13 protein-coding genes and 2 pseudogenes are annotated in these 16,654 nt (G+C 42.6%); 6 read left to right on the plus strand and 9 right to left on the minus strand.

Translation table 11 applies throughout. From position 1 onward, the window contains the following. Positions 1–7 precede the first annotated feature (7 nt). From OCV52_RS20760 to OCV52_RS20770, 3 genes and pseudogenes are all read left to right on the plus strand, one after another. Complete coding sequence (locus OCV52_RS20760; protein WP_137409048.1) at positions 8–367, plus strand: hypothetical protein; 360 nt, start codon at positions 8–10, stop codon at positions 365–367. A 182-nt stretch (positions 368–549) separates the two neighbouring features. Continuing rightward, positions 550–2,406, plus strand: a complete 1,857-nt coding sequence (locus tag OCV52_RS20765; protein WP_137409049.1) for an MFS transporter — start codon at positions 550–552, stop codon at positions 2,404–2,406. 78 nt (positions 2,407–2,484) lie between these two features. Next, positions 2,485–3,191, plus strand: a pseudogene (locus tag OCV52_RS20770) (IS5 family transposase); the annotation flags it as partial. Positions 3,192–3,346: 155 nt separating this feature from the next. Here the strand turns inward: OCV52_RS20770 and OCV52_RS20775 are convergent. From OCV52_RS20775 to OCV52_RS20790, 4 genes are all read right to left on the minus strand, one after another. Beyond that, a complete protein-coding gene (locus OCV52_RS20775; protein WP_063524886.1) occupies positions 3,347–3,586 on the minus strand; it encodes a hypothetical protein in 240 nt (79 codons plus the stop codon). Positions 3,587–3,677: 91 nt separating this feature from the next. Beyond that, positions 3,678–4,448 carry an SDR family NAD(P)-dependent oxidoreductase gene (locus OCV52_RS20780; protein ID WP_137409050.1) on the minus strand — a complete coding sequence of 257 codons (771 nt, stop codon included), beginning with the start codon at positions 4,446–4,448 and terminating at the stop codon, positions 3,678–3,680. A gap of 393 nt (positions 4,449–4,841) precedes the next feature. Continuing rightward, entirely contained in the window at positions 4,842–6,212 is a 1,371-nt protein-coding gene (gene safD, locus OCV52_RS20785; protein WP_137409051.1) for a sulfoacetaldehyde dehydrogenase SafD, read from the minus strand. Between the two features lie 17 nt (positions 6,213–6,229). Further along, the gene (locus OCV52_RS20790) at positions 6,230–6,985 is read right to left on the minus strand and encodes a sulfite exporter TauE/SafE family protein (RefSeq protein ID WP_137409052.1); all 756 of its coding nucleotides are present in this window, start codon (positions 6,983–6,985) and stop codon (positions 6,230–6,232) included. A 269-nt stretch (positions 6,986–7,254) separates the two neighbouring features. On the opposite strand from OCV52_RS20790, the gene OCV52_RS20795 reads away from it, so the two are divergent. Further along, positions 7,255–8,640 (plus strand): aminotransferase family protein, encoded by a 1,386-nt coding sequence (locus OCV52_RS20795; protein WP_206383582.1) that lies wholly within the window; start codon positions 7,255–7,257, stop codon positions 8,638–8,640. On the opposite strand, the gene pdxR is transcribed toward OCV52_RS20795, so the two are convergent. Beyond that, positions 8,624–10,114, minus strand: a complete 1,491-nt coding sequence (gene pdxR, locus OCV52_RS20800) for a MocR-like pyridoxine biosynthesis transcription factor PdxR (protein ID WP_137409053.1) — start codon at positions 10,112–10,114, stop codon at positions 8,624–8,626. The two genes, OCV52_RS20795 and pdxR, sit on opposite strands and share 17 nt — an antisense overlap. Positions 10,115–10,274: 160 nt before the next feature. Between pdxR and OCV52_RS20805 the strand changes: the two genes are divergently transcribed. Further along, positions 10,275–11,849 carry an alanine/glycine:cation symporter family protein gene (locus tag OCV52_RS20805; RefSeq protein WP_261900883.1) on the plus strand — a complete coding sequence of 525 codons (1,575 nt, stop codon included), beginning with the start codon at positions 10,275–10,277 and terminating at the stop codon, positions 11,847–11,849. Positions 11,850–11,902: 53 nt separating this feature from the next. Here OCV52_RS20805 and OCV52_RS25615 read toward each other — a convergent pair. Continuing rightward, positions 11,903–12,314, minus strand: a pseudogene (locus tag OCV52_RS25615) (transposase); the annotation flags it as partial. Between the two features lie 117 nt (positions 12,315–12,431). Next, positions 12,432–13,196, minus strand: a complete 765-nt coding sequence (locus OCV52_RS20815) for an SDR family oxidoreductase (RefSeq protein ID WP_137409055.1) — start codon at positions 13,194–13,196, stop codon at positions 12,432–12,434. Between the two features lie 510 nt (positions 13,197–13,706). Between OCV52_RS20815 and aphA the strand changes: the two genes are divergently transcribed. Then, the gene (gene aphA, locus OCV52_RS20820) at positions 13,707–14,441 is read left to right on the plus strand and encodes an acid phosphatase AphA (RefSeq protein WP_261900884.1); all 735 of its coding nucleotides are present in this window, start codon (positions 13,707–13,709) and stop codon (positions 14,439–14,441) included. 263 nt (positions 14,442–14,704) lie between these two features. Here the strand turns inward: aphA and OCV52_RS20825 are convergent, their stop codons facing one another. Then, a complete protein-coding gene (locus tag OCV52_RS20825; RefSeq protein WP_102265919.1) occupies positions 14,705–16,081 on the minus strand; it encodes an IS4 family transposase in 1,377 nt (458 codons plus the stop codon). 170 nt (positions 16,082–16,251) lie between these two features. Further along, positions 16,252–16,527, minus strand: coding sequence for an HU family DNA-binding protein (locus OCV52_RS20830; RefSeq protein WP_063524878.1), 276 nt, complete (start codon positions 16,525–16,527; stop codon positions 16,252–16,254). Positions 16,528–16,654: the final 127 nt, after the last annotated feature.

Consider the following 16,654-nt stretch of genomic DNA (forward strand, 5'->3'; position numbering starts at 1 on the left):
AGAACTGATGCTCGATAAACTCAAAAGCCTATCTATCAAGACAAGACCTATTCTCACTTTGTTTATGTTGGTTGCATTTGCTGGTTTTGCGGTGTTCATTGCCACACTCTTGCAACTTTCTGATGTGGTTGGGGAGTCCTATCTTATTCCGAGTGGCGTAACGGCGTTGTGGGCGCTTGCCGCTTGGGTGATGATCTCAAGCTTTCAGCATGTTCCTGAACTTACACCAAGCCTCGGTTTTTTCAAACGAATGAAAGCTCGCTTGGTGCGTCTGTTCTTTTATCTCATCACCTTGGGCTTTATTGGACTGTCTGGCTTTATCTTGTTCGTTACATTGAGAATGCTCAGCGTCTGGTTCCGAAATTAAGCTAATCTCGTAACGTATAAAAGCACCTATCCGTTCAATGTCTCAAGTTAATGAAACCAGAAGTATCGCAAAGTGTTACTTTTGGTTTCTCATAACGTAACTCTTTTCTTTACGCTGGTTTCCTAAAGATCAGCCATTAAAGTGCTCCCATCTCAACGCGATTTTGCCCCTACGGAGCCAGCATGTTTTTTACTAAACGATTCTTCCCCTATTTCGTTACTCAGTGCCTTGGTGCACTGAACGACAATATCTACAAAAATATTCTCTTGCTGATGGTGACCTACAGCCAAATTGATTCACTACCGATGTCGGTCGATCTTTTTGTTAACCTTGCGGCTGGCTTATTTATTCTTCCCTTCTTTCTGTTTTCAGCTCACGCTGGTGCGATTGCCGACAACATGGACAAAGCTAAGCTAATCCGCCGCTTAAAACTTATTGAATTGGTGATCATGAGTTGTGCTGCGACGGCTATCATGACGCAGAGTGCTATCCTAATGCTGGTGCTACTCTTCATGACTGGCACTCAATCGGCTTACTTCGGCCCTGTGAAATACGCTCTACTTCCTCAAGCGCTAAAATCGGATGATCTAGTGAAAGGTAATGCTTGGGTTGAGATTGGGACTTTCCTTTCTATCCTGATTGGTACATTAAGCGCAGGTCTTCTGCTTGCAGTTCCAAACGGCATGATTATCGCCTCTTGCATTGTAATTACGCTTTCACTTCTAGGCTTTTTAAGCAGCGCTAACATCCCTTCTCTGCCAAGTAAGAAAAGTGACAAAGTAAAATTAGAACCTATTACTGGTTTGAAGAAAACACTCAAACTGGCACAAAAACAACGCGGTATTTGGATGTCTATTCTCGCGATCAGTTGGTTCTGGTTTATGGGTGCGACTTACCTAACTCAATTCCCAAATTTTGCTCGTGAACACCTATTTGCAGACAGCACTGTGGTTTCTCTATTGTTGGCTCTGTTCTCAGTGGGTATCGCAACAGGTTCATGGTTGTGTGAAAAGCTGTCTTTCAATCAAGTTGAACTGGGTATTCTACCATTTGGTATTTTGGGCTTAACGATTTTCAGTGCCGACCTTTTATGGGCAGTGCCTGCAATCGAATCTTTCCCAAGCCAATATTACGATGTACAAAGCTTTGTTGCTCAGTCTTCGCATATTAGAGTGATGATCGACTTGTTCTTGGTAGGTGTGAGCGGAGGTGTATTTATTGTTCCCCTTTATGCGTTTATCCAATCGCGCTCAGAAGAAGGCGAATGTGCTCAATCTATTGCGGCAAACAACATCATGAACGCACTGTTTATGGTCGCTTCCGCTGCTGTTTCTATCTTGGTGTTAAGTGTTTTTGAGTTCTCTATTGTTGAGCTATTTGCGATTTTGGCCGTCGGTAACTTCATCGTAGCCATCTATGTTTACCGTCAAGTACCTGAGTTTACTCAGCGCTTTATTAGCTACTTGCTAAGCCACTGCCTGTACCGAGTTTCGGTAACCGGTCGTCAGCATATCCCGGAGCAAGGCGCTGCCCTGATTGTGGCAAACCATGTAAGCTATGTGGACGCTTTGATTCTAATGGGTACATCAACCCGCCCTGTTCGATTCGTGATGGACAAGTCAATCAGTGAGCTACCTGTTCTTAAACACGTTTTTCGTCATGCTGGAGTTATCCCAATCTGCTCTCCACGCAAATGTGCAGAGACTTACAAAAGAGCTTTCGAACAGATTGAGCAAGCGTTTAGTAATGATGAAGTAGTTTGTCTCTTCCCTGAAGGTCGTTTGACCTCAAATGGTGAACTGGGCGAGTTCAGACCCGGTGTTGAGAAGATTTTAAAGAGAAAACCTGTACCCGTGATTCCAATGGCGTTAAAGGGCTTATGGGGCTCTTTCTTCAGCCATAAAAATGGACACGCGTTGACTAAGCGCCCGACTCGTTTTTGGTCTCGTATCGAAGTCAATATTGGTGAGCTATTACAACCAACCACGTTAGATCGCCATTTGTTACAAAAAGAAGTGCATGATTTGCTAATTCGCTGACAGTAGTGCTACGGAGGATTTAGTAGGATAAAATTAACGTCATAAATCTAGGAGATATTATGAAAATCATAATCTTAAGCGCTGCAAGGTTTTCTAAACTCCGTATTTAAGCTGGCTAATATTCCGCTGGTTTGCCCACACTACACCTGTATAAGCCGTCGATCTAAAGATGTTGAGGTTTCATTTAAAACTAAAACCAGAGGTGTGATACAACACCTAGCCATTAATGCCACTGGTCTCAAGGTTAATGGCGAAGGTGAATGTAAAGTCAAGAAGCATAGAACTGACGGGATACGCAGAGTATGGCGTAAGCTGCACATCGCAGTAGATACAAGCCCCCACGAAATAGCACAGCAGAGCTGAGCTTATCTCACGTAACCGATGCCGAAGTGCTCCCCAAGTTACTCATGCAGACACGTCGGAAAATCATCGAGATATCAGACAATTGCGCTTATGACACAAGGATTTGCCATGATGCCATACGGATCAAGCGAGCTGTTCCGCTCATCCCGCCAAGAGAAAGGGCAGCCTTCTGAGAACAAGGGCATGTTCGAAACTTAGGGGTAGGTTGCCAGAAGCTCTGCGGCTCCAACAAGAAGTGTAAAAAGCGGTATGGCTATCACAAGCGCTCTCTATCCGAGACCGCAATGTAACGAGTAAAGCAGCTGCTAGGTGAAAAATTAAGCCTGGGGAACTACAATGCTCAGGTGGGTGAAACCTATGCGATTATAAAAACGTTGAACAAGCTTACTGGATTAGGTGTGCCTAAAACTTTATCGTATTGACTAAGAAATACAAGAAACGGGCGACTCTATCTCTAAGCTGAATTACGTAACAAAGCCCGTCCACATTATTACCTAGTTCGCACCAATGCTCCCCCTAATCACAAAACGAAAAAACTGCACCCGACGGCACAGTATTTTCATGGCATGATTTAGCGTTAATCACGACGACCTTTCAATTGGAATTTTTGGTCATGTGAAGCATTCGAACTAAATTTCAAACCGCCATTTGACGCTTTATTTCTTCCTTTAAGAATAAAATCAACCTTAACACGCTCTACCTTTACTTGATTGCCTTTGCTCGTTGTCGTATCAATAGTTCCTGTATAAGCCCCATCTGCAGCAAAAACAGTATTCATTGAAGTAGCCATTAATCCAAGTGCAATTATCTTACGCATACATTAGCCTTTCTATTTCTAATTTTTATTCGTTTGGTTACAGTATTTCTTTATTGAAACAACTGCCACATCTTGAAAAGTCGTAAATAATTTAGTTTCGACCCGCCATCACGCCGCCATCGACGTTTAGAATCGTACCCGTTACCCAAGAAGACTTATTCGATAGTAGGTACTCAATCCCGTCGGCAACATCGTCTGTAGAACCAATTCGACCGATTGGGTGGAAGTCGTTAAAGCCTTGTAATGCAGATTCAATCTCATCTTCAGCGATGAATGACTTATAAATTGTTGACATCACGACTGCTGGAGCCACTGCGTTTACACGTACACCGTGGTCACCTAGTTCAATGGCCAAGTTTTTTGTTAGTGCATGTAGTGCCGCTTTCTGCATTGAGTAAGCTGAAGAAGGCGTTGCTTTAATTGCTTGATGTGCCCACATAGAACCGATGTTTACAATTGCACCACCACCGTGCTGTTTCATATTTTTCGCAACAGCTTGTGTAATGAAGAAGAAAGCACGGTTCATATCTAACTGAAGGTCGTAATCTTGCTCAGAATGCTCAAGGAAATCGACAGGTTTGAAGAAACCAGCCGCATTCACCAAGTAGCCAATGTGACGTTTTTCTGCATTTAACTGTTCAATAAAGCTTTGAACAGCAGAAGGGTCGTATAAATCAACCTGAGCCGTTTCAACATGACCATTCGTGGTTGATTCCAGATCCAATTTTGCTTCAGCAAGATTCTGTTTGTCATGAGAGAGAATCATTACAGGCACACCAGACTTAAGCAGTCGCTCTGCTGTTGCTTTACCCATACCAGAAGAACCGCCAACAATTAGTGCAATAGAAGATGTGTTAAACATAATGAAACCCTTAATCTAAAAACTACCTACTAGTAGATAGGTAGCTTATTCAAAAAAATGGAGGAGTAGCAGAGACCATCTCCTCGTCAGTGGGTGTACTTTAAGATCGGATCGGTTTCGCGTCAACAACCTTATCTACCTACCAATAGGTAGATAAGGTTGTTCTCAATAAAAGCCCATTTTTATCATAAACATAGGCTATAAAATTATTTTTACAAAAATGAGTATCGCTCTCAAAATCGAAGCCTGTGAAGTATTGTCCGATAAGCCCGTTAAAACTTCACGGGCTTTAATTTAGAGAAAAACGAGTTACCTTTTGCTTAACTTCCCCATAAATGAGTGAAGTTGCGTAATCTAATGTCCAAACTACATCAACACACCATAGATAAATATTTATAACACTAGCGTTTTAGTAACAGACATTTCTCTTATCGCATACTTTATTCCTTCTCGACCAATACCACTATTCTTCACTCCTCCGAATGGAAAGTGCTCTGCTCTAAATCCAGGACCGTCATTCACCGCAAGAGTCCCCACATCTAGCTCATCGAACAACCTATTTATTGTTCTCAAGTCATGAGTAAATACACCAGCCTGAAGACCATAATCACTACTATTGATAACAGGAATAATCTCATCGATAGACGCAAACTCACGCAATGGAATAACCGGGCCAAACACTTCCTCTGTCATCACTGGGCTATCATCTGGCACATTCTCTAATATGGTCGGAAAAACAATATTGCCTTCTCTTTGTCCACCAAGAACAATGTGGGCACCCATTTTCACACTTTGATCAATCACATCTTGTATTTGAATAGCGGATTGCTCGTTGACAAGCGGCCCGACAAAAGTCGCTTCTTTAGCAGGATCACCTACAACAAGCTCACTGCTCGCGCTCAACAGTGAGTCACGAAATTCATTATATATGTCTTGGTGGACAAACAAACGTTTCGCAGCAGTACAGCGCTGACCTGCCGTAGCAAAACGCTGTTGAATAGCAGCATTAACCGCAGCTTCAAGATCTGCATCAGGCATGACAATGAGTGGATCACTGCCTCCTAATTCAAACAGCATTTTTTTATAACCTGCGTGGGCAGCGATAGCTTCAGCCGCTGGATGACCTCCGGTGAAGTTCACCGCATTAACGTCTGGATGACTCACTAGCCCAGCCATTTGATCAATATCTGGCACAAGAAGCTGCAGCACTTCTTTTGGGATGCCCGCTTCGTAGCAAAGCTCGACCAACTTTGCTGCTGAACCATGGTTAATCGGTGCTGGTTTAAAAATAATCCGGTTGCCTGCAGCAAAAGCTGGGCCAATTTTGTGCATTGCTATATTAATAGGGAAATTAAAAGGTGTAATACATAGCACGGTACCGATAGGAGTGTAACGAACAACACCAGTTTTGCCTCTCGCAGGTGCATAGGCATCAGAGTCCAGCACTTCACCTTGGATTTGACGTGCTTCTTCACTGCAAGCAATGGTGGTATTAATAGCACGCGTCAACTCGATTCGGCTATCTGCGATCGTTTTTCCTGTTTCTTGCGTTATCATTGATGCTAAAGATTCAGCATGGGTTTCTAATAAACCCGCTAATTTACGCAAAATATCAGAACGCTGAAAAGCCCTTAGCTTCGACTGTACTTCACGCCCCTCATGAAGGATGGCAAAACAATTTGCAATTTCTTCTTTTGAACTAAAGTGAAATTGACCAATGCTCTCTTGTGTATAAGGGTTTTTTACCTGATAAGCCAATGTCATAAGTCTTTCCTATTATTCTAGTTAAGGTGTATTGTGATAATTTGATAGGCCAATTGCCCGCCAGATATTAGCAGTGCCCACCACATCAAACGTAAAAATAAGGCTGTGTTTACCTTAGTCAGTAGAAACACTCCTAGCTTTGTTGCTAAAAATGCAGCCAGAGCAAAAATTACAATCAGCCCCGCATTGTCAGAGAATGAAAAGCCAAGATAGAGAAATGCCGGTATTTTGGTTAAGTGGACAAGAAGCTGCATGATAGACTTGTTGGCAACAATACTTTCCTTTGACAAATCATCACGCATGAAAAATGCCGTAAGCAAAGGGTCAACTGCACCCGCTATAATTCCTAAACTTCCTGCTGCCAACCCTACCCAAAAAAAACTCCGATCTTTTATCTTTAACATCGGCAGTTTTTTGGGTTTAAACAATGTATAAGCAATCAGTATTAGTAATAGATATAAGGCAAACAAATCACTTACTAGCTCAACCAGCAATCTGGTCGTCAACGCAGCACCGATCAAAGCACCAATACAAAATGGTATGCACATTTTGGAAGAAACTTCACGGCGCAATAACCAAGCACGAATGCCATTCCCCACAATCTGAATGGATGCATGAATTGCAATTAATGGCCTCACGGGAATGAATACACTCATGCCAGTGAACATCAAGATACCACCAGCACTCCCTGTCAAACTCGATAGCACAGAAGCTAAAACCACCACCAAGGTGGTTAAAGCTAGGGTTGTGGTTGACAGAGAAATAACGTCCATTGCTTGTTTTACTACCCAGTCATAAACAGAACCATTAATGTAGGTGACCTAACCCATTGAGCGTAGAGCCAACAAGCATTTTTTTTGGTACCAGAACTGGACTTAAAACTATCCACATCTGGCTCTACTCAACTCGTCACATTGATCTGTAAACTTTATTCACACGCACAACACCTTAACTAAGCAGTGGTGAGTTAACCTGACCTAATGGTTCATTCATCGAGTATCAAAGTTAAGCCGTTATAAAAAGTAGTAATCTTAAGGAGCTGATGATGAAGGACATGGATATTCAATCACTGGTTGACAGCAACAATGAACACGTCTGGCACCATATGAAGCCACACCAAGCTACGCCTATGATGATCGAAAAAGGCCAAGGTATGTATGTCTGGGATGTCCACGGCAAACAATACTTAGATGCTGTCTCGGGTGGCGTTTGGTGTGTCAATGTTGGCTACGGCCGCGAAGAGATCGCGAATGCCGTTAGAGACCAATTAGTGACTATGAACTACTTTGCTCAAACCGCTGGTAACCTGCCCGCTGGGCGCTTTGCCAAAAAGCTCCTTGAGAAAATGCCCGGACTAAGCCGCGTTTATTACTCAAATTCTGGTTCTGAGGCCAACGAGAAAGCATTTAAACTAGTAAGGCAAATTGCTGCAAAAAAATATGGCGGAAAAAAGTACAAGATACTTTATCGCGAGCGCGACTATCATGGCACAACGATTACGTGCTTAAGCGCAACAGGCCAAGAAGAAAGGCGCGATCAATACGGGCCATTTACTCCTGGATTTGTTAGCGTACCTCACTGCTGTGAGTATCGTTCTCAATGGGGCGAAATGGAAGATTATGGTCTTAAAGCCGCCGATGAAATTGAAAAAGTAATACTGAGAGAGGGACCTGATACCGTTGGCGCTATTTGCCTTGAGCCTATTACGGCAGGAGGCGGTGTTATTGAGCCACCAATTGGCTACTGGCAACGTGTACAAGAAATATGTCACCAATATGATGTACTACTGCACATCGATGAAGTCGTATGTGGCCTTGGCCGAACTGGTAAGTGGTTTGGCTATCAGCATTACGGCATACAGCCTGATATCGTCACTATGGCTAAAGGTGTTGCATCAGGTTATGCCGCTATCTCATGCACGGTAACCACGGAGCGTATTTATCAATTGATCCATGATCAAGATACAACCAGTCGTATGGATTTTTTCCGCGACATTTCTACGTTTGGTGGTTGTACTGCAGGGCCTGTCGCTGCACTAGCTAATCTAGAGATCATAGAAAGAGAAAGCTTGGTCGAAAATGCACGGATACAAGGCGAATACCTGAAAGAAAAGATGCTTGAGTTACAGAAAAAACACCCCATTGTCGGTGATGTACGTGGTAAAGGTCTCTTCGTCGGCCTCGAGATTGTAACAGACAAAGAAACCAAGCAACCTGTTGATGAGAGTATAAGTGCTGCCATTGCGGCTAACTGCCTAAAACAAGGCGTTATTATTGGCAGAACGAATCGCTCATTCCAGACACTCAATAACACCTTGTGTTTGAGTCCTGCGCTTATTACTCAGCAATACGAGATCGACCTGATAGCACAAGCAATCGACAAAGCACTGACAGAAGTAGAAGAGAAGATACTCACGCCAGCGTTGTAGTCGAAAGCACTTGCTCAACCGCATACGATAAAAGACGGACTCCATCTCGAATACGGTCCGTCTTTATCAGAGAAAACCCCAACCTGAAATATCGGCTTGCCTCATATTCGTTATTGGACAGTTGATGAAAGTGCTGTATTCCAGTCTCGATATACACACCATGTTTCAACGCTTCTCTTTGTAAACGGACACAGTCTAAATCTGGAGCTCCTTTAAGCCAAATCGCACTTCCGCCTAATGATGGTGTTAATTCCACGCTAGGAAGAAACTCTTGTAAGGCTGTTTTTAGCACCTCATAGCGCTCAGAATATCTAAGCGTCAGTCTGTGTACTAAAGTATCGTGGTACCCGCCAGCTAGAAAAAGTGCTAATGCGCGTTGATTATTCGATGGAGTGTGACGCATCATTAATCGCCGCAGCGCACGAGCTTCACGTATTAAGGCTTCTGGCCCAACCAAGTAGCCAACTCTCAAGCCCGGAGCAAGTGTTTTTGACAAACTACCTATATAAATGACCCGACCTTCATTATCTAGACTCTTCAGTGCCGGAGTTGGCGCTGAATGAAAATTAAGCTCGCATTCGTAATCATCTTCGATAAGCACAAGATCATGGTCAGCCGCTTTTTGCAACAGCTTAAGGCGACGCTCAAGCGGCATGGTGACAGTTGTAGGTGATTGATGGCTGGGCGTTACAAATACATAGTCACAACCATCAATCTTTTGGTTCACGACCAACCCACCTTCATCTACGTCCAACTCACGAAGTTGTGTTTGGTTAAGATCAAAAATGTGACGAACATCGGAATAACCGGGAGTCTCTAACCCGAGACAAGCGTGATCGCCTCCGAGCAATTGACTCAGTAGATATAATGAATGCTGGGTACCCACCGTAAGCAAGATCTCATTTTTGTTACAACGAACTCCTCGGCGAGCAAGAATACGAGTCCTAAGTTGATCAATTAATAACGAGTCATCTTCATCGAAACGGTCTTGAAGCCACTCTTTTGCATGCAAAGTCTGTGCAGCTCGCTGAGAGCACTCGCGCCATTCCCTAACAGGAAAAAAATCAGGGTCAGGTTGCCCATAAATAAATGGGTATTCACACTGTTTCCAAGCATCCGGTTTATAAAAAAGATGTTGCTCAGACGGCATCAGTTTAAGCTTATTATCCCAATTAACATTCGATCCTCTTGACGGTAAAGAGGAGTGACTTGCCACTAGATTCTCGTCATAAGTAGAGTGGACGAAGAATCCTTTTCTCTCTTTGGCAATTGCATACCCTTCCTCAATCAGCCTCTCATAAGCAAGAACCACAGTATTACGGGAAACTCCAAGCGTTTTTGCTAGCTCTCGACATGAAGGTAATGGTGCACCTGAACTAATGTGACCATCGAGAATGCTGGAGGTGATCATATTCTTAATCTGAGTTTGTAGACTGGCACCTTCGTCAAACTCCATGTAAAACAAATGTTTCATTTTATTATAACTATCAACAATTTAGCAACTTACTGGCCCCATTTTTAACATACTTCTGGCTCTAATAGTATTCGGATCTTTTATCTAAGATGAATCCTATGCCGTTAATAACGCAGGACTTTAAGCAATGCATCTACATCCACTTAATCAAGCCTTTCGAGTGCTAGCTTGGTTTGTACCATTAAGTTTGTCTTCTCCCGCTTTGGCCACAAACTCTGCTCAAGCACTTAACTTTGATCAGCAAGTCAATTCCATCATTTCTCCTATCGCACACCAACTCTCTTCAATCGTTTTCTACAAAATAAACTTATTCGGTTACTCAGTGCCCATCATTGTTCTCTGGCTAAGCGTTGCCGCTATTTTTTTCACCTTTTATTTGAATTTTGTTAATTTACGTGGTTTGGCAACAGCATTTCGATTAATTAGAGGCGACTACACCAACCCAAGAGCAACGGGGGAAATTTCTCACTTTCAAGCTGTTGCCACTGCAATATCAGGGACCGTCGGGATTGGTAATATTGGTGGCGTCGCCGTAGCAATCACTATTGGCGGACCAGGCGCAACTTTCTGGCTTATCATGGCTGGCTTTCTCAGTATGTCGACCAAGCTGGTTGAGTGTACTTTGGGTGTAAAGTACCGAAAAGTAAATCCAGATGGCAGTATTTCAGGTGGCCCTATGTACTACCTTGAGCATTATTTAAAAAGTCGTAACTACCCGACTTTAGGTAAATGTTTAGGAAGCTTTTATGCACTTGCTCTTGTTATTGGGTGCTTAGGAATTGGCAACATGTTCCAATCAAATCAAGCCTATTCACAGTTACTGGTTATCACAGGAGAAAGCCAAAGCTTCTTTGCCGATAAAGGTTGGCTGTTTGGTTTGATTATGGCGGTGCTAGTAGCTCTAGTCATTCTTGGAGGTATCAGTTCCATCGCTAAGGTAACCGCCAAACTTGTTCCGATCATGGCTATTCTCTATGTGATTTCTGCCTGCATTATTCTTATCAAAAGCGTAGAGCACTTACCAAGTGCTGTATCACTCATATTCTTACACGCTTTTAGCCTAGAAAGTGCCACTGGTGGTGCAATTGGAGCCATCATAGTTGGATTCCAACGGGCCGTATTCTCTAATGAAGCCGGAATAGGCTCATCATCCATTGCCCACTCGGCGGTACAAACAGAGGAACCAGCTTCTGAAGGCCTAGTCTCCTTGTTTGAACCACTGATTGACACCGTTGTTATTTGTACTCTGAGCGCCCTGGTGGTGATTTCTACTGCTTATCCAGCCGGTCTGATTAATGGTGACCTTGTCGGTATTGAATTAACTTCGGCTGTCTTTGCACATCATTTTACTTGGGCCCCTTATCCACTAGCAATTGCAGCTCTGTTATTTGCTTTTTCAACTACCATTGCATGGTCATACTATGGGTTGAAGGGGTGGACGTATCTCTTCGGTGAGAAGCGTCACTCAAAATTTTTATTCAAACTTATGTTCTGTTGCTTTGTTGCTCTAGGCAGCATGCTCCATCTCGATGCTGTACTGATGTTCTCTGATGCCCTAGTATTTCTAATTGCGTTGCCTAACGTCATCGGTCTTTATTTGTTTGCCCCGTTAGTTAAACACGAAGTCGAAGACTATCTAAACCGAATTAAGCTTGGAGAGATCATAAATTACCGTCTTCTAGGCAATAGCCTAGATGATCAACCAAGCCATAAAACTATGACATCATCTGACTAATCGCGCTTTGAGACAGTAGGGTAAATATCGTCGAGAGGTCGCGACTGACATTAAATCACTTAATCAGCACCGAGCCCGTTACTTTTGATATCTGCGTTGGTGAGAAAGCAGCATCATACATTTCCTTGAACGTTGCGACGATGTCACGTGTGGCCATGCCCTTTGCGTACAAGCTTAATATATTGTGGTCCATGGATTGAAAGTGAGTTGGGTGTTTGCGGACGAGTTGAGGCTAAAAACTAGCTTCACGATCGCGAGGATTAACTTACCCTATTAGCCGTTGCGGGAATTGGAACTCACTCTAAATTCGTGGTTTTGCTATCCAAGGTGCTCATCGAGTTCAGCGTTTAAGGCCGTTTCAACGGTCACCTTGGTTAACAGTTTTCAAGAGTCATCAAGATCAGATTCTGTCTTAATTGACTTTGCTGCCTCACGAGCAAAAGCTTCAAGTGCTTTCTTAACCATATTGTCGATCTTTAGCCTTTGAGGCTAAAGTCTAGACAGCTACACAGAATTCTGGACACTCTCAAAGGAGCCGTTGAAAAGCTACCTCTGAGTCCATACAAGTTTAAAATAATTCAATCAATACGCCTTGTTAAAACCACCATCTAACAAAATATTTTGCCCTGTCATATGATTCGCTAATGGACCTAACAAGGCAACTATAGATTCTGTAACATCGTTTACCGTGGCGTACTTTTTCAGTGGGATATTTGCAACTTCACTAACCATAAATTCTTCAAAGCTGACCCCTTGAGCCTCTGCTTTATCTCGCATCTTTTGAGTGTAACTCTCAGTCATGACACCTCCGAGTGAAATAGTGTTCACAGATATGTTCTGAGAGGCTAAATACAACGCCATCGTTTTTGCTTGTCCAACCCAAGCACTTCTCAGACAATTATTTGTAGAATAATGTGTTAGAGCACTCTTTGAGCTTAGACCGGAAATCAACACGATCTTACACCCACTGTTTAATCGTGAGTGATTAACAAGCTTTTTGATAAGCCTCAAAGGTAATATAAAATATTTTTCGTACAAGTCTCTCCAAGCCTCATCGTCCGGAAATACACTACTAGAAGGCGGAATCCTTGGAATGATAAAAACTAATCCATCCAGCCCACCAAACTCAGTAATGGAGTCTGCACACAGGTCGATAGATCCTTTGTCGAAGAAGTCCAGGTGATGTGCCAGTACACTATGACGCCCTGATGTGACGACGGTATCGACAATATTGTCCAATTTAGCTGTATCTCGAGCGGCAAGATAAAGCTCGTTGTCTGCAGCCAATCTTTTAGCTAGAGCTGAGCCAATATTACTGGTAGCACAAGTGATCAATATTTTTTTCATTTTTTGACCTAATTTAATTATGAAAGAACTTTCAATAATGTGGTTTCTGATTGATGACTTACTTCAAGTTCCACTAATTTAGGTTTAACTTAAGGGAAGGTTTGGTATTTCTATTTGTTTTCCTTGGTTTGAATGTCATCAGAGCTATGATGCTGGCATGGATTATAAAACTCAATTTACATCAATCTGTTATGTGAATCGAAATTTAATTTAGAGATAGAACTTCGGAAGGTTTCAGTATGGACACCTCAAGATACGACTTAAATCAATTCGATTTACATCAATGTTCACCAAACGGTAAGTTCATCGGATCTAAAAACTTCAGGACAAAAAGTGAATAGATAACATGGGTCAACGAGACTGTCAGTACCATTAAATAAACAGCACACCACACTGGGCACACTTCTAAATCGACAACGATGAAACACAGGATTTCAAGACACTTTGAAAAGCCATTAATAAAAACTAATTTTGAGCGAATGCACAGCATAATAAAAGATGTAAGATCGATTGAAACCTAAGCCACAAGCATACAAACTCTTACTAGGATTAAAAATGAAGACGTCTACCATCATTGTACTTAGCTCACTTTTTTCGGTATCAGTACTCGCCAATACTAATGCAACCATAGATATGCATACTCTTTCAAAACAAGCACCAACGCATTACTCGGATATCAGTTGGACAACTGTTGACAAGATTGCTTCAGAGCTTCCTGAGCACCCAATTAATGTTGGTTTAGATATTGATGATACTATGTTGTTCTCAAGTCCTGTTTTTCATTACGGTAAACAAAAATATTCTCCGGACTCTTTTAATTACCTAAAGAACCAAAATTTTTGGAATGAGGCTTCTACGGGTCTTGACCGTTTTTCTATCCCAAAAAAGTCAGCGGTAGAAATAGTATCAATGCACCTAAAACACGGTGATACCATATACTTCATTACTGGCCGCACTGCTCCTCAAGGACAAGAAACTATCACCGAAACCTTACGCAATATATTTCCAAAAGAATACAGGGAACAAATTCAACCCGTCATATTCTCTGGCTCTTTAGATAAGGTAAAACAACTTAAAATGGCAAAAATTGCCCAATACTACGGTGATTCAGACGAAGATATCACCAGCTCTCGTGAAGCAGGCGCAAAAGCTATACGCTTTCTAAGAGGCGCACAAACAACCTATACTCCGCTGCCTCAGGCAGGTAGGTATGGCGAAGAAGTTCTAATTGACTCAAACTACTGAAGTGGGTGTGACGTCTCTTAGACTGAATTCAAATCACGCGTCATAGCGAGTGCTTTCTGATCATAGCAATGGCTTCGTTTGATTATGAACAAAAGAAGGTTATGGGAAACCCAAGTAAGATAAGTAAGCATGGATGATCAAAAGTATACAGACCGTTGCTTACATGATTGTCCTACGTTGAAGATCAGGTAAGTGTTAATAATAATTGGACTCGTTAAACTAAAAAGGCTGCCTTTTGACCTGTCTCTTGATCACAAGTCTGGTTAATCAAGAGACTTGGCGAGTTCATACCCTTCAAGGATGGTTTGTAACCTAAGCCATCCTTGCCATAACGTCTTTATAGAAGCGCGACCTGTTCGCTTGGTATTCTTCCAACCACCTAACCGAGCAATACCGTTGTAAGCCCATGATATATTAGGCGCTTCTTTCGGTAGTTTTTTGCTCTCCAACTTGAGCCACATTAACTTCCACGCTTTGCCTTTTAATACCTGCTCACAACTGCTCTTAGATAACTCGTCTGATTCATTCATAAACCTCAACTGGAGTAACCGAGTCGCGATAAAAGCCAAAACGACGCTGAGCCTTTCTAAGTTATCCTTACTTTGCATTCTCAGTTGCTCAACTTCAGTCCCTTCACTTTTCCAGACTTTATGAAAATCTTCTATCAGCCAGCGCCGCTCATAATAACTGACGATTTTGAGTGCCTCTTCCTTGCTCGTTATCGGCTCTGAAGTCAGTAAGTGCCATGCGAGCTTATTACCACTCTCTCCTTGTTCTATACATCCCACGTAGTAAAGCGGAATGTTATCGAACTCTTTCTTGTTAGCAGGAGACTTGAGTGTCACGGGGGCATATTTGATATCTAAATGAGCCTTGCGAGCTTTACGACCGCCTTTTTGCGGTATTTCGAGCACTTTCTCTCCGGCTGATAACAGGGTAGAAGCATAGCTATAAAGACGATTATCGTGCTCTTCAATACAGCGGCTTTGCATTGAGCGAACGAGGAACCTTTGTTGTTGCTCTCGCTTGTAAGTGAGGTATTCAAATAGGTCGGCTTCTCTATCGCACACAGAAATGACATCCGAAATTTTATCGCCAAGTCGCTCAGCGACATGGCGAGAGGCTTGTTCCCACTTATAACTTTCTTTCTCTTTGTATGGTCGAGTCGCATGCTGGTGCCTTTGACCTCGCTTTTCTATATCACGAGTCCAGCGCTGTTGTTCAATTAAACCAATAACAGATTGAGTGTCGGGAGCAAAAAGTAAGGTTGAGTGTACAAACATGGCGCGATGTCGATTGCCTTGATTAGAGTGCCCGAGTTCATCTCGAATGCTGCGATGGGAGTAACTGAGAGAAGTGGTGTCTTCTAAGGCAAGAAGTGTTTGTTGCTCTAATGCTTCTTGTGCGGTGACATAAAAACCCGCTTCTGCGATATCTTCTGCTTTGATTTGCTCATTACGGATGAAGCGATAAGCCCCTTCCATTTCAGCAGGGGATATAATGAGTTTCGAGACGGGTACGCCAGGCTGCTCGGCCAGTGAGGCTGCGAGAGCAACGAGTCTTTGAGTGCGTCTAGGGTCATTAAGGTGGGCTTGACCGAACTGTTTTTGTGCCCAAAGGGTTGGCTCTATATAGGTCATGATAATCATCCTTGTCATTGCTTAGATGATCAGATCATGAAACCTAAAAATAGTTCAAAAAAAATCCCCAAGCGTGGCTTAGGGATTTGTGTATAAGAGACAGGCCTTTTGACAGCCTTTTCTCTATGTATGTTTTTACTAGCTGAAGTTAGAATTTAGGTAAACCGCATTTAAGCGTTGCATTCCGCCTTCAGTTTTGTTCCAGCTTTAAATGTCGGAACTTTTGCCGCCGCAATCGTTATTTCTTCACCTGTTTTCGGATTACGCCCTTTACGTTCAGCACGCTCGTTAACTCTAAATGTACCAAATCCGACCAGCGCAACTTCATTACCATTAGAGAGCGCATGGCTCACACTTTCCATAACAGCTTTCAAAGCCTTTTCAGCCTTCGTTTTTGATATATCCGCTGACAGCGCAATTTGATCAACTAGTTGAGACTTATTCATATGCTATTTTTCCTTAAATAGTGGTTTCACTACTTATTGTTTAGTATCTGCTGACAATTAATGCAAGAACAAAAATGGAAATTTCTAAATATAGCCCAACACTCGATCTGTATGTTTTATATACAAT

Source organism: Vibrio chagasii (assembly GCF_024347355.1).
Taxonomy (GTDB): domain Bacteria; phylum Pseudomonadota; class Gammaproteobacteria; order Enterobacterales; family Vibrionaceae; genus Vibrio; species Vibrio chagasii.